This is a genomic window from Streptomyces sp. NPDC014727 (assembly GCF_043083485.1).
In the GTDB taxonomy this organism is placed as follows: Bacteria; Actinomycetota; Actinomycetes; order Streptomycetales; family Streptomycetaceae; genus Streptomyces.
On record NZ_JBIBYR010000015.1, the window covers coordinates 75,589 to 96,565 of the forward strand.

General features: G+C 70.9%; 17 protein-coding genes. 9 read left to right on the forward strand and 8 right to left on the reverse strand.

All coding sequences use genetic code 11. From position 1 onward, the window contains the following. Window positions 1-234: 234 nt before the first annotated feature. Window positions 235-426, reverse strand: a complete 192-nt coding sequence (locus tag ACF1B9_RS23375) for a hypothetical protein (protein ID WP_391738661.1) — start codon at window positions 424-426, stop codon at window positions 235-237. A gap of 209 nt (window positions 427-635) precedes the next feature. Next, window positions 636-3,608 (reverse strand): BTAD domain-containing putative transcriptional regulator, encoded by a 2,973-nt coding sequence (locus ACF1B9_RS23380; protein WP_391738662.1) that lies wholly within the window; start codon window positions 3,606-3,608, stop codon window positions 636-638. Window positions 3,609-3,869: 261 nt separating this feature from the next. Between ACF1B9_RS23380 and ACF1B9_RS23385 the strand changes: the two genes are divergently transcribed. Beyond that, window positions 3,870-5,099 (forward strand): amidohydrolase family protein, encoded by a 1,230-nt coding sequence (locus ACF1B9_RS23385; RefSeq protein ID WP_391738663.1) that lies wholly within the window; start codon window positions 3,870-3,872, stop codon window positions 5,097-5,099. 73 nt (window positions 5,100-5,172) lie between these two features. On the opposite strand, the gene ACF1B9_RS23390 is transcribed toward ACF1B9_RS23385, so the two are convergent. Together ACF1B9_RS23390 and ACF1B9_RS23395 are read right to left on the reverse strand one after the other, a co-directional pair. Next, on the reverse strand, window positions 5,173-6,000 hold the full coding sequence (locus ACF1B9_RS23390) for a MerR family transcriptional regulator (RefSeq protein WP_391738665.1): 828 nt from the start codon (window positions 5,998-6,000) through the stop codon (window positions 5,173-5,175). Window positions 6,001-6,191: 191 nt separating this feature from the next. Then, the gene (locus ACF1B9_RS23395; protein ID WP_003967102.1) at window positions 6,192-6,395 is read right to left on the reverse strand and encodes a cold-shock protein; all 204 of its coding nucleotides are present in this window, start codon (window positions 6,393-6,395) and stop codon (window positions 6,192-6,194) included. A 375-nt stretch (window positions 6,396-6,770) separates the two neighbouring features. Here ACF1B9_RS23395 and ACF1B9_RS23400 point away from each other — a divergent pair, with 375 nt between their 5' ends. From ACF1B9_RS23400 to ACF1B9_RS23415, 4 genes are all read left to right on the forward strand, one after another. Next, complete coding sequence (locus ACF1B9_RS23400) at window positions 6,771-7,649, forward strand: menaquinone biosynthetic enzyme MqnA/MqnD family protein (protein ID WP_391738667.1); 879 nt, start codon at window positions 6,771-6,773, stop codon at window positions 7,647-7,649. A gap of 468 nt (window positions 7,650-8,117) precedes the next feature. Continuing rightward, a complete protein-coding gene (locus ACF1B9_RS23405; protein WP_391738669.1) occupies window positions 8,118-9,932 on the forward strand; it encodes a serine/threonine-protein kinase in 1,815 nt (604 codons plus the stop codon). 72 nt (window positions 9,933-10,004) lie between these two features. Continuing rightward, entirely contained in the window at window positions 10,005-11,204 is a 1,200-nt protein-coding gene (gene mqnC, locus ACF1B9_RS23410) for a cyclic dehypoxanthinyl futalosine synthase (RefSeq protein ID WP_391738671.1), read from the forward strand. A 7-nt stretch (window positions 11,205-11,211) separates the two neighbouring features. Continuing rightward, entirely contained in the window at window positions 11,212-11,838 is a 627-nt protein-coding gene (locus ACF1B9_RS23415; RefSeq protein ID WP_391738673.1) for a hypothetical protein, read from the forward strand. Window positions 11,839-12,011: 173 nt separating this feature from the next. On the opposite strand, the gene ACF1B9_RS23420 is transcribed toward ACF1B9_RS23415, so the two are convergent. Further along, the gene (locus tag ACF1B9_RS23420; RefSeq protein ID WP_391739309.1) at window positions 12,012-12,650 is read right to left on the reverse strand and encodes a DUF3152 domain-containing protein; all 639 of its coding nucleotides are present in this window, start codon (window positions 12,648-12,650) and stop codon (window positions 12,012-12,014) included. 234 nt (window positions 12,651-12,884) lie between these two features. Here ACF1B9_RS23420 and ACF1B9_RS23425 point away from each other — a divergent pair, with 234 nt between their 5' ends. Next, window positions 12,885-13,598: a demethylmenaquinone methyltransferase gene (locus tag ACF1B9_RS23425; RefSeq protein ID WP_391738675.1), complete on the forward strand. Its 714-nt coding sequence runs from the start codon at window positions 12,885-12,887 to the stop codon at window positions 13,596-13,598. A 109-nt stretch (window positions 13,599-13,707) separates the two neighbouring features. On the opposite strand, the gene ACF1B9_RS23430 is transcribed toward ACF1B9_RS23425, so the two are convergent. Continuing rightward, complete coding sequence (locus ACF1B9_RS23430) at window positions 13,708-14,232, reverse strand: GNAT family N-acetyltransferase (RefSeq protein WP_391738677.1); 525 nt, start codon at window positions 14,230-14,232, stop codon at window positions 13,708-13,710. A 97-nt stretch (window positions 14,233-14,329) separates the two neighbouring features. On the opposite strand from ACF1B9_RS23430, the gene ACF1B9_RS23435 reads away from it, so the two are divergent. After that, window positions 14,330-15,616 (forward strand): geranylgeranyl reductase family protein, encoded by a 1,287-nt coding sequence (locus ACF1B9_RS23435; protein WP_391738679.1) that lies wholly within the window; start codon window positions 14,330-14,332, stop codon window positions 15,614-15,616. 189 nt (window positions 15,617-15,805) lie between these two features. Here the strand turns inward: ACF1B9_RS23435 and ACF1B9_RS23440 are convergent, their stop codons facing one another. Then, the gene (locus tag ACF1B9_RS23440; RefSeq protein WP_391738681.1) at window positions 15,806-17,455 is read right to left on the reverse strand and encodes a penicillin-binding transpeptidase domain-containing protein; all 1,650 of its coding nucleotides are present in this window, start codon (window positions 17,453-17,455) and stop codon (window positions 15,806-15,808) included. 85 nt (window positions 17,456-17,540) lie between these two features. Here ACF1B9_RS23440 and ACF1B9_RS23445 point away from each other — a divergent pair, with 85 nt between their 5' ends. Then, the gene (locus ACF1B9_RS23445) at window positions 17,541-18,500 is read left to right on the forward strand and encodes a LysR family transcriptional regulator (RefSeq protein ID WP_391738683.1); all 960 of its coding nucleotides are present in this window, start codon (window positions 17,541-17,543) and stop codon (window positions 18,498-18,500) included. A 14-nt stretch (window positions 18,501-18,514) separates the two neighbouring features. Further along, complete coding sequence (locus tag ACF1B9_RS23450) at window positions 18,515-19,387, forward strand: serine hydrolase (RefSeq protein WP_391739310.1); 873 nt, start codon at window positions 18,515-18,517, stop codon at window positions 19,385-19,387. A 153-nt stretch (window positions 19,388-19,540) separates the two neighbouring features. Here ACF1B9_RS23450 and ACF1B9_RS23455 read toward each other — a convergent pair whose 3' ends face one another. Next, window positions 19,541-20,788 (reverse strand): MraY family glycosyltransferase, encoded by a 1,248-nt coding sequence (locus tag ACF1B9_RS23455; protein WP_391738685.1) that lies wholly within the window; start codon window positions 20,786-20,788, stop codon window positions 19,541-19,543. Window positions 20,789-20,977 lie beyond the last annotated feature (189 nt).

A 20,977-nucleotide genomic window follows, 5' to 3' on the forward strand; every position in this document is an offset into this window, starting at 1 on the left:
CGGCGATCCGGGGCTTTGGACCGGAAGCCCCAGGCAGTGTGCGGATTCGACGAGGCGCTTGTCGTAGGCCACGAATGCGGTGAGTGCCTGCCCCAGCCCCTGTGCCGCGGCCAGATGCAGAGCGTCCAGGGAACGGAGGGGCGCTCGGAGATCCAGACATGAATACAGCGGCCGCGACGGCTCCCCCTCCGCGCCGCCGCGGCCGCTCCCCCGTGCCCCCGCCGAAAAGAAGAGCTACTTCGTGGGCTCCGACGTCGCGTGCATGTCGTCGGTCGTCGCCGTGCCGCCCGTGGCGTGCATGTCCAGCGGCTTGAGCGTTCCGCCCGTCGCGTGCATGTCCTGAGTGGTGATCTGGTCGGCGTCACCACCGGTGGCGTGCATGTCCTGCGGCTTGATCTTCGGGTCCTTCTTCGTAGCGTCAGCCATGATGGTCCGCTCCCCTTGGCAATTCTTCGTGATGAGTGGGCAAGGCCCGCCCGGCTGTTCCCCCGTGGACTGCCGGACGGGCCTTTCAGGGCCGCTCACATTAGTGCCACGGCCGGCTGTCGCCCCGTCTGCCCCCCGACGCGACGGATCGACTGGGAAAAGAGTGCCGGGTCACGATAAACGAACGATGAACGCCTCCGGCGGACGTCCTACGCAGACGTCACGGAGGCAGCGGTGGACAGCAGGGTGCGCACCTCGGCGGCCTCGTGCGACCCCAACTCCTCGTAAATGGCCAGGGCCTCGTGCCAGCAGACCTGAGCGCGCCCGAACTGCCCGATCTCCCCAAGGGCGCGGCCGAGCACGGTGAGCACGTTGCCTCTCCGCCATTCGCCACCGATGCCTCGCAGCGCGGTCAGGGCCTGTTCGGCCTTGGTCGCGGCACTGGCCGAGCACCCGGCAGCGAGGTCGACCTCGGCAAGCCTGAAGAGGGTCATCCCTTCCCACAGGCGCTGGCGACTGTCCCGGAAGACGTCCAGCGCTTCAAGAAGGCTCTCCGTCGCGTCGGTGAACTGGCCGCTCTGAGTGAGGGCCATCCCGAGCGCATAGCGTCCGTTGGCACTCCGCAGGGCATGACCCAGGCTGTCGTATATGTCTATGCCCTGCTGGGCCAGAGACACGGCACTGCTGGTGCGGCCCGTGGCCAGGTGAATGCGCGACAAGTTGCACAGCGCGCTCGCCTCGCCCGGCCGGTCCTGGATCCGACGGAAGCTGTCGATGGCCTGGCTCAGATATGTTTCGCCGTCGTCGTGCCGACTCTGGTAGAGCGCCATGATGCCGCGAGCGTTCGGAGCCCAGCAGCCGGGCAATGGGTCGAGGTCGGCTTCGACGAGCCGCATGATCTCCTCCGCCTCCTGCTCGGCCTGGTCGAAGCGCCCCGATGTGTGGTGCACATCGGTCAGCGTGACCAGAGCACGCACCTCGGTGCGTCGGTCGTCGCAGGCACGGGCAGCGTCCCGCACGGCAAAGGCGGTGGTCTCGTACTGCCTTGAGTTGGCGCCGGACTCGCCCAGATCCAGTGCCGCCCAGAGAAGGTCCACGGCTCGGCGCAACGTGCCCGGGCCGGCCGACTGGCGTACGCAGGCGAGAAGCGTGCCGGCCTCCGCGTAGAGCCAGTCCAGCGCCGAGTGCCGGTCCGCGAACGACAGGCCCTCGTGCTGCGTCGGCTCCAGGTGGTCCACCAGCCGGTCCCCCGGCCGCTCCAGCGCGTACACCCCCGCTGCCGTCGCCAGATAGAAGTCCAGCAGTCGCGACAGCGCCAACTCCCGCTCCTCCGGTTCCTGCTCGTCCCGTTCCGCGCAGGAACGCGCGTAGAGGCGCACCAGGTCGTGGTACCGGTACCTGCCCGCTGCCGCCGACTCCAGGAGGCTGGTGTCGACCAGGGCCTCCAGCAGGTCTTCCGCCACGTGGGCTTCCAGGTTGAGCAGGGCCGCCGCCGCGGCGAGGGAGATGTCGGGGCCGTCCGCCAGCCCCAGCAGGCGGAACGCACGGGCCTGGGCGGGCTCCAGCTGGCCGTAGCCGAGTTCGAAGGTGGCCTTCACCGCGAGATCGCCGGCCTGGAGTTCGTCCAGGCGCCGGCGTTCGTCGGCGAGTTTGGCGGCCAGGACGGAGACCGTCCAGGTGCGGCGCGCGGCCAGGCGGGAGGCGGCGATGCGGATGGCCAGGGGGAGGAAGCCGCAGGCGGCGACCACGTCGAGTGCGGCCTCGCGCTCGGAGTTGATGCGTTCCTCGCCCACGATGCGGGTGAAGAGCTGGAGCGCCTCCTCCGGGGACATCACGTCCAGGTCGACCAGGTGCGCGCCCGCCAGGTCGACCATCCGGACGCGGCTGGTGACCAGGGCCGCGCAGCCCGCGGTGCCGGGGAGGAGAGGGCGGATCTGGGCCGCGTCATGGGCGTTGTCGAGGAGGACCAGGATGCGGCGGCCGTCGAGCGCGGAGCGGTAGAGGGCGGCGCGTTCGTCCAGGGAGTCGGGGATCGCCGAGTCCGCCGTGCCCAGCGCGCGCAGGAACGCGCCGAGCACCGTCTCCGGTTCGGCGGCGCGGGCACCCGCGCCCTGGAGGTCCACGTACAGCTGGCCGTCCGGGAAGTGCTGGCGCGCCTGGTGGGCGACGTGCACGGCGAGGGTCGTCTTGCCGACGCCGCCGATGCCCGCGAGTGCCGAGACGGCCATGACCGAACCCTCGGCGGTCGCCAGCCGGGCGCTCAGCTCCCGTACGAAGGAGGCGCGGCCGGTGAAGTCCGGGACGGTGGCAGGGAGCTGGGCCGGGCGCAGCGGCGCCGGGGCCGGTGCCGGTTCGTCGGCCGGGCGGGCCAGTTCCTCGTCCGCCTGCAGGATGCGGTGCTGGAGCTGGGAGAGCTCGGGGCGCGGGTCCACGCCGAGTTCGTCGGCGAGCAGTCGGCGGGTGTCGGCGTACACGGCGAGCGCTTCCGCCTGACGGCCGCTGCGGTACAGGGCGATCATCAACAGTTCCCGCAGCCGCTCGCGCAGCGGATGCGCGGCGGTGAGCGCGGTCAGTTCGGAGACCGCCTCCGCGTGGCAGCCGACCTCCAGGTCCAGGTCGAGCCGGGTCTCGGTGAGCTGGAGCCGCCACTCCTCCAGCCGGGTGCGCTGGTTCCCGGCGTACGGACCGGGCACCGAGGCCAGGGTCTCGCCGTCCCACAGACCGAGCGCCGTGCTGAAGAGACTGCGGGCCTGGGCGCGGTCGCCGCCCGCGCGGGCCTTCTCCGCCTCGGCCACCAACTCCTGGGCGACGGTCAGGTCGAGGGCGTCGTTCCTGGTCCGGATCGCGTACCCGCCGGCGGCACTGACCAGCGTCTGCGGGTCGAGGACCTTACGGAGCCGGGAGGCGTACGTGCGTACGGCGGCGAGCGCCTGCGAGGGCGGCTCCTCGCCCCAGATGGCGTCGATGAGTTCGGAGGCCGTGGCCGTGCGGCCGTCGCGCAGGAGCAGTGCGGTCAACAGAGCGCGCTGCTGAGGTGAACCGGACGGCAGCGCTTCTCCGTCCCGCCAGGCCCGTACCGGGCCGAGCACGGAAAAGCGCAGATCGGCGCCGTCGGCCGACTGCTGATGCGGAGCCCGCTGCCCCGGAACACGCACGCGTGGCCCGTGGTCGTCACGGTCCATTGATGCCCCCTGTCCTGCTCGCCCCGCCGGTCCTGCCGATCGTGCCGGTGCTCTTCGTGCCGGATTCCCCGCCCTGTGCCGGTCCGGGGCGGGGGATCCGGATTGTTCCGTACCGCTGGTATCGCGCTCAACAGTCTGCCTTGTTATGGGCGGACACGTCAGCAGTGGGTGACTCTCTGCACAAGCCCTCGACAACGAATGGGGAACGGGGGCCGGTACAGATAGCTGACGGTACGTCAGATCAGCGCTACCGTGGTGAGCATGGAGACCTTCCCGAAGATCATCTCGGTGGACGACCACACGGTGGAGCCCGCTCATGTCTGGCGGGACCGGCTCCCGTCCAAGTACCTCGACCGCGGTCCGCGGATCGTCCGCGCACCGCTCAAGGAAATGACCTTCATGGGCGGCAAGTTCGCGCCTGTGATGGGCGCGAAGGGTGATGACGGGCCGATCGGTGACTGGTGGGTGTACGAGGACCTGCACCGCCCGCTCACCCGGCTCGACACCTCGGTCGGCTACGACCGGGACGAGATCAGGCTTGAGGTCATCACGTACGAGCAGATGCGCCCGGGTTCGTTCTCGGTCCCCGACCGGCTCGCGGACATGGACGTCAACCATGTCCAGTCCGCGCTCTGCTTCCCCACCTTCCCTCGCTTCTGCGGGCAGACCTTCACCGAAGCGAAGGACCGCGAACTGGGGCTGCTCGGGGTGCGGGCGTACAACGACTGGATGGTGGAGGAGTGGTGCGGGCCCGAGGCGCGGGGCCGGCTCATCCCGCTCACCCTCATCCCGCTCTGGGACGCGCGCCTGGCCGCGGAGGAGGTCCGGCGCAACGCGGCGCGCGGTGTGCGCGCGGTGGCGTTCTCCGAGATACCGCCGCATCTCGGCCTGCCGTCCATTCACACGGACGAGTGGGATCCGTTCCTGCGGGCCTGTGACGAGACGGGGACGGTGATCGCGATGCACATCGGCTCGTCGTCGAAGATGCCGTCCACCTCGGCCGACGCACCGCCCGCCGTCGGCTCCACCATCACCTTCGCCAACTGCTGCTTCTCGATGGTCGACTGGCTCATGAGCGGCAAGTTCGAACGGTTCCCGAACCTCCGGATCATGTACGCGGAGGGGCAGATCGGCTGGATTCCATACATCCTGGAGCGTGCCGACGTGGTCTGGGAGGAGAACCGGGCCTGGGGCGGTGTCGCCGACAAGGTCCACCGTCCGCCGTCGGAGCTGTTCGCCGAGCATGTCTACGGCTGCTTCTTCGACGACGCCTTCGGGCTGCGGAACCTGGACTCGATCGGCGTCGGAAACGTCCTGTACGAGACGGACTATCCGCACTCCGACTCCACCTGGCCCAAGTCGCGCGAGGTCGGCGAGGCGCAGATGGGACATCTGGACGCCGATGTCGTGGACCGGATCGTCCGCGGCAACGCGATCGACCTGCTGGGGCTGACGGACGACGGACTGTGGGCGGGGCCCGGCGGGCGGTAGGGAGGGCGCGGAACGTGACACCCGGCACCCCGGGTGTCACCTTCCGCGCCGAGCCGCGGTACCTCCGGAGAGGTCAGGCCCTGGTGACCGGCTCCTGGAGCTCCGTCACCCACTTGTCCCGGTCGTCGGGGCACTCCAGGCTGATCTCGCGGGCGTATCCCGTGGACCGGTAGCCGTTGGCGTCGATCCAACGGGCCAGGGTCTGGGCCGTCGGCAGTACGCCGTCCATCGGGCCCCGGTGCACGATGGTCGCCGCCTCGAACGGAGGCAGCTCGACCACCGTGATTCCGGTGTCGCCGAGCGGGCCCACCGGGGCGGAGACCGTCACCCCCGCGTGCACGACGATCGCGCCGCCGCCCTCGGGGGCGTCCTCGTAGTAGGCGATCCCGGGGCCGCTCGGGCCGACCCCCACCGTGCCCAGCAGCGGGAAGAGCCGGTCGTACAGCGGGCCGATCACCGGAGTGATGTCCTCCGGTTCGAAGCCCGCCGCTGTCCCGGTCAACTCGGCGACCCGTACTGCGGCAATGCTCTTGACTGCTACCTCGTCCGCGGGCATGCGTCCCTCGCTCTCGATCGACCGGAGCCTCGCCTCGACCTGTGTCAGCCGTGCGGCCGCTGCCGCCATGGCCTCCTCCAGCTCCGCCCGCCGCAGTCGCAGCATGCCGCGCAACTCCTCGGCCCCCACCCGCTCGTCGAGGACGGCCTGCACCTGCTGGAGCGTGAAGCCGAGATCCTTCAGAGCGATGATGCGGTTGAGGCGGGAGAGCTGGGCGGCCCCGTAGTAGCGGTAGCCGGTGGCAGGGTCCGTGCGGTCCGGGTGCAGCAGTCCGATGGCGTCGTAGTGGCGCAGCATCCGAGCCGAGACCCGTCCGTACCGGGCGAAGTCTCCGATGGTGAACATGATGTCTCCCAGTGCAAGGCTTCACACGGTGGCAAGGTCAAGCCCCACGGCGCCCCGGTGCCGCCGGAGCGGAAAGGGCGAGGGCGGAAAGGGCTGGAGCGGAACAGGCAGGAGCCCCGCTCCTCCGCCGAGGCGGAGGAGCGAGGCTCCTTGGGTACTGCTAGCCGGCCGCGATCGGCCGACCCGGGCAACTAGGCCGGGGTGACGTTCTCAGCCTGCGGACCCTTGGGTCCCTGAGTGACGTCGAAGTTCACGACCTGGTTCTCCTCGAGGGAGCGGAACCCGGACGCGTTGATCGCGGAGTAGTGAACGAAGACATCCGGGCCGCCGCCGTCCTGGGCGATGAAGCCGAAGCCCTTTTCAGCGTTGAACCACTTGACGGTTCCGGTAGCCATAAGCCCTCCTTGGGCCAAAGGGTTGCCCTGCTCCAGAACCTGCAAAGAAGTCTGAAAACTACAAAAGCCTGCGGGTTACATGCTCCGCAGGCTCTGTACTGCAAGGGAAACCAAACTGCAACTTGCGTCGAGCCTAGCACGCAGCGTGTACGGAACGGTAGAGGGAAAGATCACTTCACCCGGATGTTTGATTGCCGTGCCGATGAGCTGACGAAGCGGGTCTCCCGGAGGGTGTCGCGGAGGCGTCCTCAAGGGATACGGAATGAAGACTTCCGATACCGCTCCGGGGCGGTATCGACGGCCCGCGAGAGGGGTGGGGCGACGCCTCGCGCACCCGGTGCCGTCCGGACGGCACCACGGGTCTAGCCTCGCGATGTGGACAATTCAACCGTCTCAACCGTCGCAGGCGACGGCCGTCGCAGCCGGCCGCGCGTCGGCCACATCCAGTTCCTGAACTGCCTTCCCCTGTACTGGGGACTGGCGAGAACCGGGACCCTGCTCGACATGGAGCTCTCGAAGGACACCCCGGAGAAGCTCAGCGAGCAGCTGATCAGGGGTGATCTGGACATCGGCCCCGTCACCCTGGTCGAGTTCCTGCGCAACGCCGACGACCTGGTCGCCTTCCCGGACATCGCGGTGGGATGCGACGGGCCCGTCATGTCGTGCGTGATCGTGTCGCAGGTGCCGCTGGACCAGCTGGACCGGGCCCGGGTGGCGCTCGGTTCGACCTCGCGCACCTCCGTGCGTCTGGCCCAGCTGCTGCTCGCCGAGCGGTACGGGGTCAGCCCGGACTACTACACCTGCCCGCCGGACCTGGGCGTGATGATGCAGGAGGCGGACGCCGCCGTGCTGATCGGTGACGCCGCGCTGCGCGCCAACCTGCACGACGCGCCCCGGCTCGGCCTCCAGGTCCACGACCTGGGCCAGATGTGGAAGGACTGGACCGGGCTGCCGTTCGTCTTCGCGGTCTGGGCGACCCGCAAGGACTATCTGGCGGCCGAGCCCCACCACGTGAACAAGGCGCACGAGGCCTTCCTGACCTCGCGGGACGTCTCCCTGGAGGAGGTCACCAAGGTCGCGGAACAGGCGGCACGCTGGGAGGCCTTCGACGCGGAGGTGCTGGAGCGGTACTTCACGACGCTGGACTTCCGCTTCGGCCCGGACCAGCTGGCGGGGGTGCGGGAGTTCGCGCGCCGGGTCGGCCCGACGACCGGCTTCCCGGCGGACGTGAAGGTCGAACTGCTCGGCGGCTGACCGGAGGCCGGGGCGCGGCCGACGCCGCGGAATCCCGGGCGCGGCCGACGCCGCGGAAGCCGGGGCGGGACGCGGGGCCGCACCGAGTGCGTCCGGCGCGCGCCGCGCCCGGGAGGCGGTCGACGGGAATGGGCCGGGATATGGATGAATCCTGTACCTCTTGGGTCGGATATCTCTTCCCGGCCTTCTCCCGCCCTTCCTCCGCCCTTCTCCGGCCGCTTCTCCTCGCCCGCCATCGATTCGGGTGAATACGCGTTGAATAGCCGATTCCCGGACAGCGTCCGAGGAGAGTCCCGGTCCTGAACGGGAATCGCTCGGGTGAACGACGTATTCACGCCTTTTGTTGTGTCGAAAGCCGTTGTTCGTTCCCTTGAGGGTGAAATCGGCGGATGGTTTCCTCTGGGACCCGATGACCTTCGCACCCTAGGCTTCGGTCGGAGGTCCGGCCGGTCCACAGGGGGAGTCCATATGCAGCCGCTGGAAGCCGGCGAACCGCTGACCATCGGTTCCTACCGACTGCTCGGCAGGCTCGGTGCGGGCGGCATGGGCCGGGTCTATCTCGGGCGCAGCGCGGGCGGACGCACCGTCGCGGTCAAGGTCGTGCACCCCCACTTCGCTCTCGACGAGCAATTCCGGGCCCGGTTCCGGCGGGAGGTGGACGCGGCGCGGCGGATCGGTGCGCAGTGGACGGCGCCCGTCCTGGACGCCGACCCGGACGCCCCCATTCCATGGGTCGCCACCGGCTATGTGGCCGGGCCCCCGTTGTCCGCCGCGGTCGCCGAGCACGGCCCGCTGCCCGAGCACGCGGTGCGGACACTGGGCGCCGGACTCGGGGAGGCGCTGGCCGCGGTGCACGCCCAGGACCTCATCCATCGCGATGTGAAGCCCTCCAACGTGCTGCTCGCCCTCGACGGTCCCCGGCTGATCGACTTCGGGATCGCCCACGCCATCGGTGCCACCGCCTCGCTCACCTCCACCGGGGTGTCGGTCGGCTCGCCCGGCTACATGGCGCCGGAGCAGATCCGGGGCGTGGACATCTCGGGCGCGGCCGATGTCTTCTCGCTCGGCGCGGTGCTCGCGTACGCGGCCACCGGTACCGCGCCCTTCCTCGGCGACTCCTCCGCCGTACTGCTCTACAAGGTGGTGCACGAGGAGCCGGAGCTGGGGGAGCTGGAGGGGGAGCTGAGGGACATCGTCGCCGGGTGCCTGGCGAAGTACCCGGAGGACCGCCCGACCCCCACGGAACTGGCCCGGCAGCTGGCGCCGGGCGGGGCCGCCGCGCTGGTGGCCGCGGGGTGGCTGCCCGGCCCGCTGGTGCGCGAGGTCAGCCGGGCGGCGGTCGCGCTGCTGGACCTGGAGCCGCAGGACGCGCCGGTGCAGTCGGGGCCGGTGCCGTTCAGCGGTGCCTCGTGGGGTGTGAACGGTGCGGCTGACGGCGGCGGCGCGAGTGGTGGGTTCGGCCCGCCGGCCGAGCCGTCCCCCTGGCACGAACCCACCCGGCCGTCCGGGCCGGACGGGCCGCCCCCGTGGCTCCCGACCGCCGCGGGTGCGGCCGGGGCTGCGCAGTCGTCCGGGCTGCCGGGGCCACGCACGTCGGACCCCCGTTTCTCCGTCACCGTCGGCGCGCACTCCGAGGCGCCCGGCCCCGAGGCGAACCGGGGCCGGAGGCTGAGCTGCACCGTCGCCCTCGCCGTGGCCGGTGCCCTCGCCGCCGTGACCGTGGGCAGTGCGTACCTGTTCGATCTGATGCCGGGTGGCGGCGGCCGAGACGTGGCCGAGCACGGTGGTGTCGGCAGCACCCCGCCGGCCGCCACGCCCTCCGCGGAACACTCGCAGCCCTCGGACTCGGAGTCGGGCACCGGGGACCCGGGCGGCGCGGGGGGCACGGCGGGCCCGGACCAGGTCACCGAGGTCCCGAAGGCGTTCACCGGCACCTGGAAGGGTCCGCTCACCGAGAAGACCACCGGGCAGCCGCACGGCACGCTCACCGCCGTCTTCACCGCGGGGAAGAAGGGCACGGACGTGGTCCGCATGACCACGGAGGTCTCCGCCCTCGGACTGAGCGTCCGCTGCAACAGCGTCGCCCGGCTCTCCTCCGGAACGGACGAGGAACTGACGCTCCGGGAGCGCGCCGACCCCGACCGCCCGAGCGACCCGGCCCTGTGCACCTCCACCGAGTCCGACATCCACTTCACGCGCGCCGCCGACGGCACCCTCCGCTTCCGCTCCGAGGAGAGGGGCGCGGGGCTTCCGTACGGCACCCTCAGCCGGTCCGGCAGCTGACGCCGAGAGGGGCTGGCGTAGGGTGAACCGGTCCGTAGATCCGTTGAAAAACCGCCGAAAGGTGACAGCCCGGTGACCGAGAAGGCCGACCTCCAGCCCATCCTCGACCGAGCCGCCGAGGGCGGTCGGATCACTCCGGAGGAGGCTCTCGACCTCTACCGGTCGGCGCCGCTGCACGCACTGGGCGCGGCCGCCGACGCCGTACGCCGACGCCGCTACGCCGGTACGGAGCACATCGCGACGTACATCATCGAGCGCAACATCAACTACACGAACGTGTGTGTCACGGCGTGCAAGTTCTGCGCGTTCTACGCCGCGCCCAAGGACACAGCCAAGGGCTGGTCCCGCGACCTCGACGACATCCTGCGCCGCTGCGCGGAGACCGTCGAGCTCGGCGGTACGCAGATCATGTTCCAGGGCGGGCACCACCCGGACTACGGCGTCGAGTACTACGAGGAGCACTTCTCCGCCATCAAGAAGGCGTTCCCGCAGCTGGTCATCCACTCGCTCGGCGCCTCCGAGATCGAGCACATGGCCCGGATCTCCAAGGTCTCCGTCGAGGAGGCCATCCAGCGCATCCACGTCGCCGGTCTCGACTCCTTCGCGGGTGCGGGCGCCGAACTGCTGCCGGCCCGGCCGCGCAAGGCGATCGCTCCGCTCAAGGAGTCCGGCGAGCGCTGGCTGGAGATCATGGAGGCCGCGCACGGCCTGGGCGTCGAGTCCACCTCCACCATGCTGATGGGCACCGGCGAGACCAACGCCGAGCGCATCGAGCACCTGCGGATGATCCGCGACGTGCAGGACCGCACGGGGGGCTTCCGCGCGTTCATCCCGTACACGTACCAGCCGGAGAACAACCACCTGAAGGGCCGGACGCAGGCAACGCTCTTCGAGTACCTGCGGATGATCGCCATCGCCCGCATCTTCCTCGACAACGTCGCGCACATCCAGGGTTCCTGGCTGACCACCGGCAAGGAGGTCGGCCAGCTGTCACTGCACTACGGCGCCGACGACCTCGGTTCGATCATGCTGGAGGAGAACGTCGTCTCTTCGGCCGGTGCCAAGCACCGCTCCAACCGCATGGAGATCATCGACCTGATCCGCAAGGCGGGCCGCGTGCCGGCGCAGCGCGCCACCACGTACGAGCACCTCGTCGTCCACGACGACCCGGCGAACGACCCGGTCGACGAGCGGGTGGTCTCGCACATCTCGTCCACCGCGATCGAGGGCGGCACGGCCCACCCGGAGCTGAAGCTCCTCGACGCCAACTGAGTCCGCCTTGCTGACGGTTCACGCCGCCGACGCGGTGCACGGTGCCCCGGACGGGGCCGACTCCGTGGCCGTGGACGGCGGTGTGGTCGTCGCCATCGGCACGTACGGGGAGCTGACCGCCGCCCGGCCGCGGGCCCGGATCCGGCGGTGGTCCGGTCTGATCACCCCGGGACTGCTGAACGCCGGGGCGCCCGCGCTGCTGGAGACCACCTATCATCCGGATCCGCGCGAGGCGGACGAACTCGGCGGCGACCCGCTCACCGGTGACGCGCTCACCGCACTCGGCATGGACGACGCGCGCTGGGGCGCGAGTGCCCGGCGCGGACTGCAACGGATGCTGCGGCACGGCACGACCGCCGTCCGGGGCCCCTTCGCCCGCCCCGTCGTGCGCACGGCGGTCGCCCGCTCGGGGCTGCGCGTCCACGGACCGGGCCCGGCGCCGGAACCCGTCTCGCTCGACCCGTTGGCGTCCGTGCCGGAGCCGGCCGACGCGTTCGCGGCTGTCCTGGCCGTCGGCGGACCCGCGGATCTGGCCGTGTTCGGCGTACGGGACCTGGCGGCGCTGCGTACCGAGGGCGCCGGGAGCTGCACGGCGACGGTGCTCGGCGGACGACTGGTCTTCCGCCGCAGCTGAGACCGCGGCGGCGACGGCGGTCGGGACCGCGGCGGAATCCTCGCCGAGCCCGAGCCCGAGCCCGAGCCCTCGCTGAGCCCGAGCCTCAGCCCTCGCCGAGTCCCGTGTCGGGCCCGCAGGCAAGCCGATCGGTGACGTGCCCTGGGGCCGGGACGGGCCGGGACGGAGACCCGTCACGGTACCGACGGGCCGCCCAGGTACCGGCCCTCGGCGTCGTACGGCCAGGCGTTGGAGACGCACCCCTTCAGCCCGTCGATCTGCTGCATCATCGCCGGGGCGGGACGGCCCTTGCCCGGACAGGTCTCGTGGCCGTGGCCCAGCCAGTGCCCGACCTCGTGGTTGATGATGAGGGCCCGGTAGTCGGCGAGCGGACCGTGGAACTCGGGCGACCCCTGTTGCCAGCGCTTGAGGTTGACCATGACATCGGTGCCGACCCGGCAGTTGACCTCGCCATGGGTGTTGAGGCCGCCCCGCCCGCAGATGGCGTCGGTGGTCCCTGGGGTGGCGATGCGTATGACCAGTCCCGCCGGGCCGTCGGCGACCTGGCGGAAGGTGTGCTCGCCATGGTGCGACCAGCCCCGTGGCGCGGCCAGGATGCGGGCGATCTCGGCGGCGGCCTCGTCCGGGTCGATGCCCGAACCGTCCTCCGCCTCGACCCGGTAGGCGTTGCCCACGGCCCTGGACCTGCCCCCGTGCGCAACGCCCGCGCGGGCGACGGTGAACGTGCCCGTCTCCGACGCGCTCCCGGACGCGGACGGTGTGGCCGCCTTCCCGTCACCGTCACCGCCACCGTTCCACCGCGGCCCCACCACGGCGGCACAGATCAGTACGGCCGGGACGACCACGACGACGAGCAGCCGGTTCCGGCCGCGTTCCGGCCAGAACCACCGGCGCGTGCCCTGTGCGGACATCTGTGCTCCCCCTGCTCCCGGCGACTCCGTGCTCCCCCTGTACTGACCGCCGGTGGAACGATTCGGTTCAGTCTGCACGGACACGACTCGCGACCGGCGCGAAGCACGAAGGACCGGGGCTGCTTGAATGGGCGGGTGACCCGAGCTTCCCTGGACAAGCAGCCGCACGAAGTCGCCACGATGTTCGACGACGTGGCGGCGAACTACGACCTCACCAACGACGTGCTGTCGCTCGGCCAGGCCCGGCTGTGGCGCAAGGAGGTCGCGAAGGCGGTGCACGCCCGGCCCGCGGAGAAGGTCCTCGACCTGGCCGCGGGCACGGCGACGTCCTCGCTGCCCTTCGCCGCGACGGGCGCGTACGTCGTGCCGTGCGACTTCTCCCTCGGCATGCTCCAGGAGGGCAAGAAGCGCAATTCCTGGCTGCCCTTCACCGCGGGCGACGCCACGAGGCTGCCGTTCCGCGACGAGACCTTCGACGCGGTGACGATCTCCTTCGGGCTGCGCAACGTCCAGGACACGGACGCGGCGCTGCGCGAGCTGTACCGGGTGACGAAGCCGGGCGGCCGGGTGGTGATCTGCGAGTTCTCGCAGCCGACGTGGGCGCCGTTCCGCACCGTGTACACCGAGTACCTGATGCGGGCGCTGCCGCCGGTCGCGCGCGCGGTGTCGTCCAACCCCGACGCGTACGTCTATCTCGCCGAGTCCATCCGGGCCTGGCCCGACCAGGCCGGGCTCGCGGCGAAGCTCCAGCGGGCCGGCTGGTCGAAGGTCGCCTGGCGCAACCTCACCGGTGGTGTGGTGGCACTGCACCGGGGCGTGCGCCCGCCGGTCTCCGGGTCCCGGCCCTGAGGACCGGGACCCTGCCCCGGCGGGCGGGGCCCGCGGCCCGAGCGACCGGGCCCGAGCCCCGAAGGGCCCGAGCCCCGAAGGGCCCGAGCCCCGAAGGGCCCGCCTGTTGTCACGGGGCCAGTTCCAGCCGGAAGCAGCGCACTTCATTCCCGGACTGCGGTGCCGTGAAGCTCTCCGCCCGTTCCATCCCCAGCCGCCGGGCCACGGCGACCGACCGCTCGTTGCGTGCGTCGATCGTCGCCACGACCCGTTCCACCCCGGCCGCGCGCAGCCGCTCCAGCGTGAGGCGCGCGGCGGTGGTGGCGTAACCCCGGCCCCAGGCCGAGCGGGCCAGCCGCCAGCCGATCTCGGTCTCGCCCACCGGGCCGTACGTGGTCTGCGGCCAGGGCTGGGCGCCGGTGAAGCCCGCGACCTCGCCGTCCTCGCCGAGCACCGTCCACAGGCAGTAGCCCAGTTCCGCGTCGAGTCTGCGCTGTCGGGCGGTCCACTCCTCGTACATCGAAAGCTCCTCCGACGCACCGCCGAAGAACTCCATCACCTCGGGGTCGTCGAACGCGCGGTGCCAGGAGAGCGCGTCCTCGTCGGTCGGGACGCGCAACTGCAGGGAAGGGGCGGCGAGTGGCACGGTCGACATCGGGGAGCCCTTCGGAAAGTTGATCAGCGGACCCCCATAGACTGCATGGGACAGGTGCCGCGCGGCACGCGATTTCGAGTCTTCGGGAGATCCGACCGTGACCGAGCAGCCCCTCTCCGAGCACAGCGCGGATGTGATCGTCGTCGGGGCCGGCCCGGCCGGCTCCACGACCGCGTACTACCTCGCCAAGGCCGGACTGGACGTCCTGCTCCTGGAGAAGACGGCCTTCCCCCGGGAGAAGGTCTGCGGCGACGGCCTCACCCCGCGTGCGACCAAGCAACTCGTCTCCATGGGCATCGACATCTCGGAAGAGGCCGGCTGGCTGCGCAACAAGGGTCTGCGCATCATCGGCGGCGGTGTCCGGCTCCAGCTGGACTGGCCCGACCTCGCCTCGTACCCGGACTACGGACTGGTCCGCAAGCGCGACGACTTCGACGAGCAGCTGGCCCGCCAGGCACAGAAGGCGGGCGCGCGGCTGTACGAGCGCTGCAACGTCGGCGCCCCGATCGTCGACGACCGCACCGGCCGCATCACCGGCGTCAACGCGAAGCTCGGCGAGGAGAAGACCCCGGTCACCTTCCACGCCCCGCTCGTCGTCGCCGCGGACGGCAACTCCACCCGGCTGTCCCTCGCCATGGGCCTGCACCGGCGCGAGGACCGCCCGATGGGGGTGGCCGTGCGTACGTACTTCACCTCGCCCCGCCACGACGACGACTACCTGGAGTCCTGGCTGGAGCTGTGGGACCGGCGCGGCCCCCAGGACCGGCTCCTGCCCGGCTACGGCTGGATCTTCGGCATGGGCGACGGCACGTCCAACGTCGGCCTCGGCATCCTCAACTCCTCTTCCGCGTTCAGGGAGTTGGACTGGCGCGAGGTCCTCAAGGCGTGGTGCGCGTCCATGCCGGAGGACTGGGGCTACACCCCGGAGAACATGACGGGTCCGATCCGTGGCGCCGCACTCCCGATGGCGTTCAACCGCCAGCCGCACTACACCAAGGGCCTGCTGCTCGTCGGTGACGCGGGCGGGATGGTCAACCCGTTCAACGGCGAAGGCATCGCGTACGCCATGGAGTCGGGCCAGATCGCCGCCGACGTCATCGTCCAGGCCCACGCCCGCGCGACCCCGGCCCAGCGCGAACTGGCTCTCACCAACTACCCGAAGGTGCTCAAGGAGACCTACGGCGGCTACTACACGATGGGCCGCGCCTTCGTGAAACTGATCGGCAACCCGAAGGTCATGAAGGTCGCCACCCAGCGCGGTCTGACGCACCCGTTGCTGATGAAGTTCACGCTGAAGATGCTCGCCAACCTGACCGACCCCACGGGCGGCGACGCGATGGACCGGATCATCAACGGCCTCTCGAAGGTGGCCCCGAAGGCCTGAGCCGCCCCCGGGACCGGCCGGCAGGGCGCGACCGGCGAGATCTCCCTCGGCGCCTGCGCCTGATCGGCCGGGGTGCGCGGCGACCGGCCGCCTCGTGGACCGGTTCCGTCCCGTCCCGGGTGCCACCCACCGAGGGAGACCCGGCGGTGAACGAACCACGCACTGCCCGTGCCTGCCGCAGGGTCGGCATCACGACGGATCGTCAGGGACGGCGGACAAGAGGCTGTGCAGGATCGGACCGGCTGAACCACCACCCGTGATGCCCTGCTCGACGACGCACGCCACGGCGACATTGCCGCGCCGTGCGACGAGCCAGCCGTTGTTGGGCTCGCCCTCGGAGACCTCCGCGGTGCCGGTCTTCGCGCCGACGTCACCGGGCAGATCGGCAAGCACGTGCGCCGTCCCGTCGGTCACGGTGGCCCGCATCATCGCACGCAGTTGGGTCACCACGGACGACGGGAGCGGCTTTGTCGAGGTGTTTTCCTTGCCGCCGGGGACGATGGTCGGCTGATGGAACCGGCCGGACGTCGCGGTCGCCGTGACGGACGCCATGATCAGCGGGTTCGCCTGGATCCGGCCCTGTCCGATCATCGAAGCGGCCTTCTCCGTCTCGTCCTTGGGCACCGGCACCGAGCCGTCGTACGACGGGATCCCCACACGCCACTCCTGCCCGACCCCGAAGTACTCCCGTGCCACATCGCCGAGTTCGGTGCCGCCGAGTTTGCCGCGAAGGCTGATGAAGGCGGTGTTGCAGGACTCGGTGAAGTCCTGCCGGAAGGTGGCGCCCGGGAACTCGGATGTCTCGACGTTGTGGAACTCCTTGCCGACGGTGAGGTACTTGGGGCAGTCCACGATGTCGTCGGGCGCGACGGCATTCTTGAGCAGCAGCGCGCTGCTCGTCACGATCTTCCAGGTGGAGCCGGGCGCGTACGTACCGGAGACCGCCCGATTGAAGCCGGTTGCGGGGGAGTTGGCCATCGCGAGGATCTCTCCGTTGTCGACCCGCAGGGCGACGAGCGAGGCGTTCTTGCCGCCGGCCTTGTCGGCCAGGGCCTTGTCCGCCGCTGCCTGCCAGGTGGCGTCGAGTGTCGTGGCCACCGGTCTGTCGGACGGCTGCCCGTCCTTCTTCCCGAAGGTGGTCTCCGTGCCCTCGACTTCGCCGGTGGTCCGGTCGACGAGCCGGATCGCGCCGCGCGGCCCGGAGCCGCCCCCGGCGAACTGGGTCAACACCGGCTGCAACGACGGATGGGCATCGCCGGTCAGGGACGTTCCGTTCCGGTCGGTGACCTCCGGCAGAGCAGTGTCCTCCCGCTCCAGGCGGAACTTGGCGGTGTCGCTGAGATGCGGATGAACGAGCGACAGGGACCAGTCGACCTTCCAGGCCCCGTTCTTCTGTTCCCGCACGGGGAGCTGGGACCGGTAGGTCCAGGTGCCCAGCCCGGTGACGGGCATCTTCGCCGTGAAGGCGACCCGGACCGTGCCGTCGTCCTTTGTCGTGGCCCGCGCGGGGGTGAGCTCCGGCTTGCCGATGTCGAGACCCGCGGTGAAGTTGCGCAGCACCTCCTGAGCCCTCGCGGGACTCGTGGTGCGTGAGCCCGCGCTGTCGAGCCGCCCGCCCGCCCAGTCCGCGAGAAACGCCCGGGCCTGAGCGGTCGCCGCGGGATCGGGGGTGTCGTCGCGCTCGAAGGGGCCGAGTCCGGCGGCATACGCGCCGCCCGCGGCGACGGCCGTCACGACGGTCAAGGCGATGCCCGCCCGGAGGACGGTGCGACGGCCCCGGTGGCGGTGGGTGGTGGTGTGCCCGAAGTCCGCGTCGGAAGGTGAGGAAAGGCGTGTCATGCCGTGAGGAGAGCAAGCGGCCCAGGTCTCTGTCCAAGTCCGATATCGATAGGCTATCGATCAAAATTGCATATAATCACTGCTCGTGGACCTGATTCGGCACCTGGAGTGCTTTGTGGCTGTTGCGGAAGAGTCACACTTCGGGCGTGCCGCGGCCCGCCTCGGGATGGCCCAGCCGCCCCTGTCACAGCGCATCCAGCGGCTGGAGCGGGAGCTGGAGGTGCGGCTCTTCGACCGGACCAGCCGCCAGGTGGCCATCACCAAGGCAGGCCTGCTGCTGCTTCCCGAGGCGCGCGAGCTGCTCGCCCGGTCCGAGGCGCTGCGGGCTGCCGCGCGCCGGATCAGGGACGGCGAGAGCGGACTGCTGCGGGCCGGGCTGCCGCCCGACATCGCGGGCGACACCGTCGCCGCGCTCCTCACGGGGTTCCAGGACCGACGGTCCGGCGTGGAGCTGGAGGTGCACGAGCTGTCCACCACGGATCAGCTCGCACGCTTCGCCTCGCACGAACTCGACGTCGGACTCATCCACCACCCCTGCGACGTGACCGGCCTCGAACTCGGCCCGGTGCTCCGGCGCGAACTCGGTGTACTGCTGCCGCGCGACGCCGAGGCGGCCGGACTCGCCGAGGTGCCGCTCTCGGCGCTCGCCGGATCCGACCTGATCCTCTTCCCGCGGGCCGATGCTCCCGTTCTCTACGACGACCTGCTCACCACCTGTGCCCGCGGCGGTTACACACCGCCCGCGGTCCGGCACGGGCAGGGCGCCAGCTTTGTGCGCGGCCTCGTGCTCTTTGCCGGTGCCGTCGCTTTCAGTTCGCGCGACGCACAGGCCGTCGAACCCGACGCCGACCTGGTGTGGCGCCCCCTCGCGGGCGCCCCGCTGGCCTGGCGGCACTCCGTCGCCTGGCCGCGCGGGCACGGCGACACCGCCGTACGAGCCTTCGCCGACGCGGCCACGCACGCGCTGCGCACCACCGCCGACGCCCGCCCCGACACCCCCACCCGCCCGATGCATCTGCGACCGGCAGCGGAGTACTGGCTGTGACCCGAACCGTGAACGTGCCCGACGCCCCCGAACGCATCCGCGCGGCTTTCGCCGATGCCGGAGTCACCGGGCGGCTGCACGCCCTCGACATCGATTCCGGCGCCCAACTCGGCGTCGAAGCCGAACAGTTGGTCTGCACGGCGAGTGTCCACAAACTGTGCCTGCTGGTCGCGCTGCACGACCGGGCCGCGGCCGGCGACCTCGATCTCACGGAGCAGGTCGAATGCTTGCCGGACGGCCGCACCCCGGGGCCCACCGGTCTCGCCGCGATGCTGGACGCCACCAGGCTGTCGCTGCGCGACCTCGCGTACCTGATGATGGCCGTCAGTGACAACGCCGCGGCGGATCTGCTCCTGGCCCGGGTCGGTCTCGACGCGGTCAACCGCGCGACGGGCCGCCTCGGCCTCGACGCGACGAGGGCCGTGCACACCTTCGGCGCCATGCTCGCCAGTATCAGGCAGGACGCGGGACCCGTCGGTGTCCAGGCGCTGGCCGACCCGCACGTCGTCGCGCGGCTGCGCGCCCTCGACCCGGCCCGCACCAACCACAGCACCCCGCGGGACATGACCCGGCTGCTGCGTGCCGTCTGGCGCGACGAGGCGTGTCTGCCCGAACACGGCGCCGCCATGAGGCGGGTGATGGGCCTCCAGGTGTGGCCGCACCGCCTGGCCTCCGGTTTCCCGTTCGACGATGTGCGTGTCGCGGGGAAGACCGGATCGCTGCCGACGCTGCGCAACGAGGTGGGCGTCGTCGAGTACCCCGACGGCGGCCGTTACGCCGTTGCCGTCTTCACCCGCACCGCCCACACCGCGGCCATGCTCCCCGCGGCCGACGCCGTCATCGGCACGGCCGCCCGCATCGCCGTGGATGCGCTGCGCAACCGATAGCGCGATGTGGCGCCGAGCCGATACCGGATGAGCGCCAAGCCCGACCGGGAGTGCGGGGCGTCGGCGGTGACGAGCTCGAAGGCCATCGCGGCGGAGTCTGCCCGAGGGCCCGAGCCGCCACCCGGTGTTCTTCGCAGCCCTCGGGGGCGCCCGTCAGCCGTCCCGGTGGCCGGCGTCCACGCGTGTGCGGTGGCCTTCGCCCTCGGTGCGCTTTCCGCCGGTGGCGACCACACGCCCCCCGGTCCGGGGCCGTAGCAGCCGCATCCGGGCCAGCAGGTCGGTGATGGCGAAGTCGTAGCGGGGCTGGAGCAGCAGAAGCAGGCCCAGTCCGCAGACGAACGCGATCCCGGAGAGCATCCAGGACTTGGCGCCCCGCGCCGAATAGGCCACGATCCCGAACGAGAACAGCGCCGACCAGAAGTACATGAGCAGCACGGCCCGACGGTGCGAGTGGCCGAGCTGGAGCAGCCGGTGGTGGAGGTGCCCCTTGTCGGCGGAGAAGGGGGACCGTCCGTTCCACGTACGCCTGACGACGGCGAGGACGAGGTCCGCGACCGGCAGCGCGATGACGGAGAGCGGCATCAGCAGCGGAATGTAGACCGGCACCATCGCCGCCGACCCGGACGTACCGTCGACGGTCTGCTTGAGGAGGCTCGGGTCGACCTCACCCGTGACGGAGACGGCGCACCCGGCGAGAAGCAGCCCGAGCAGCATGGACCCCGAGTCCCCCATGAAGATCCGGGCCGGGTGCGAGTTGTGCACCAGGAAGCCGAGGCACATGCCCACCAGGATCGCGGAGATCAGCGTGGTGGCCGCCGCGGCCTCGATCCCGTAGCCGTACCAGAGCCGGTAGGCGTACAGGAAGAACGCCGTCGCCGCGATGCCCACCGTCCCTGCGGCCAGCCCGTCGAGCCCGTCGACGAAGTTGACCGCGTTGATGGTGAAGACGATCAGGCCCACGGTCAGCAGGGTGCCCTGCCAGTCGGCGAGGTAGATCCCGTCGGTGCCCGGCACCGGGAGCCAGAGGATCGCCAGCCCCTGGAACGCCATCACACCGGCGGCCAGCAACTGCCCGCCGAGCTTGACCAGCGAATCGAGCTCCCACTTGTCGTCGAGCACCCCCAGCAGCCAGATCAGCGCGGCACCGGACAGCAGGGCCCGGGGCGTCGAGCTCTGGGTGAAGATCTCCTCCAGGTACGGGAGGTGCGAGGCCACCAGGTAGCCGGCCAGCAGCCCGCCGAACATGGCGATGCCACCGAGGCGGGGGGTGGGTTCGCGGTGGACGTCGCGCGCCCGGATCTCGGGCATCGCCCCGACGGCGATGGCGAACTTCCGTACGGGGCCGGTCAGGAGATGGGTCACCGCAGCCGTGATGAACAGCATGAGCAAGTAGTCCCGCACGGGCGGCCCTCACATTCCGGCCCAGCAGCAGGCCGATACCTGAACAGTTCTTTTCCGGTGGTTCCGGGGTCGCTGCTCAGGGTGGGACGGGGCCGGCGGCGAGTCCGATGCGGCGACACATGAAGCCCGGACCCCGGTCGAGGCCCCTCACTGCGCCCCGGCGAGCCTAACCCATGCGGATTTCTGTAC

Coding starts and splice junctions, on each gene's coding strand:
- ACF1B9_RS23375 (WP_391738661.1), bottom strand. CDS start 426: ATGGCTGACGCTACGAAGAAGGACCCGAAGATCAAGCCGCAGGACATG.
- ACF1B9_RS23380 (WP_391738662.1), bottom strand. CDS start 3,608: ATGGACCGTGACGACCACGGGCCACGCGTGCGTGTTCCGGGGCAGCGG.
- ACF1B9_RS23385 (WP_391738663.1), top strand. CDS start 3,870: ATGGAGACCTTCCCGAAGATCATCTCGGTGGACGACCACACGGTGGAG.
- ACF1B9_RS23390 (WP_391738665.1), bottom strand. CDS start 6,000: ATGTTCACCATCGGAGACTTCGCCCGGTACGGACGGGTCTCGGCTCGG.
- ACF1B9_RS23395 (WP_003967102.1), bottom strand. CDS start 6,395: ATGGCTACCGGAACCGTCAAGTGGTTCAACGCTGAAAAGGGCTTCGGC.
- ACF1B9_RS23405 (WP_391738669.1), top strand. CDS start 8,118: ATGCAGCCGCTGGAAGCCGGCGAACCGCTGACCATCGGTTCCTACCGA.
- ACF1B9_RS23430 (WP_391738677.1), bottom strand. CDS start 14,232: ATGTCGACCGTGCCACTCGCCGCCCCTTCCCTGCAGTTGCGCGTCCCG.
- ACF1B9_RS23440 (WP_391738681.1), bottom strand. CDS start 17,455: ATGACACGCCTTTCCTCACCTTCCGACGCGGACTTCGGGCACACCACC.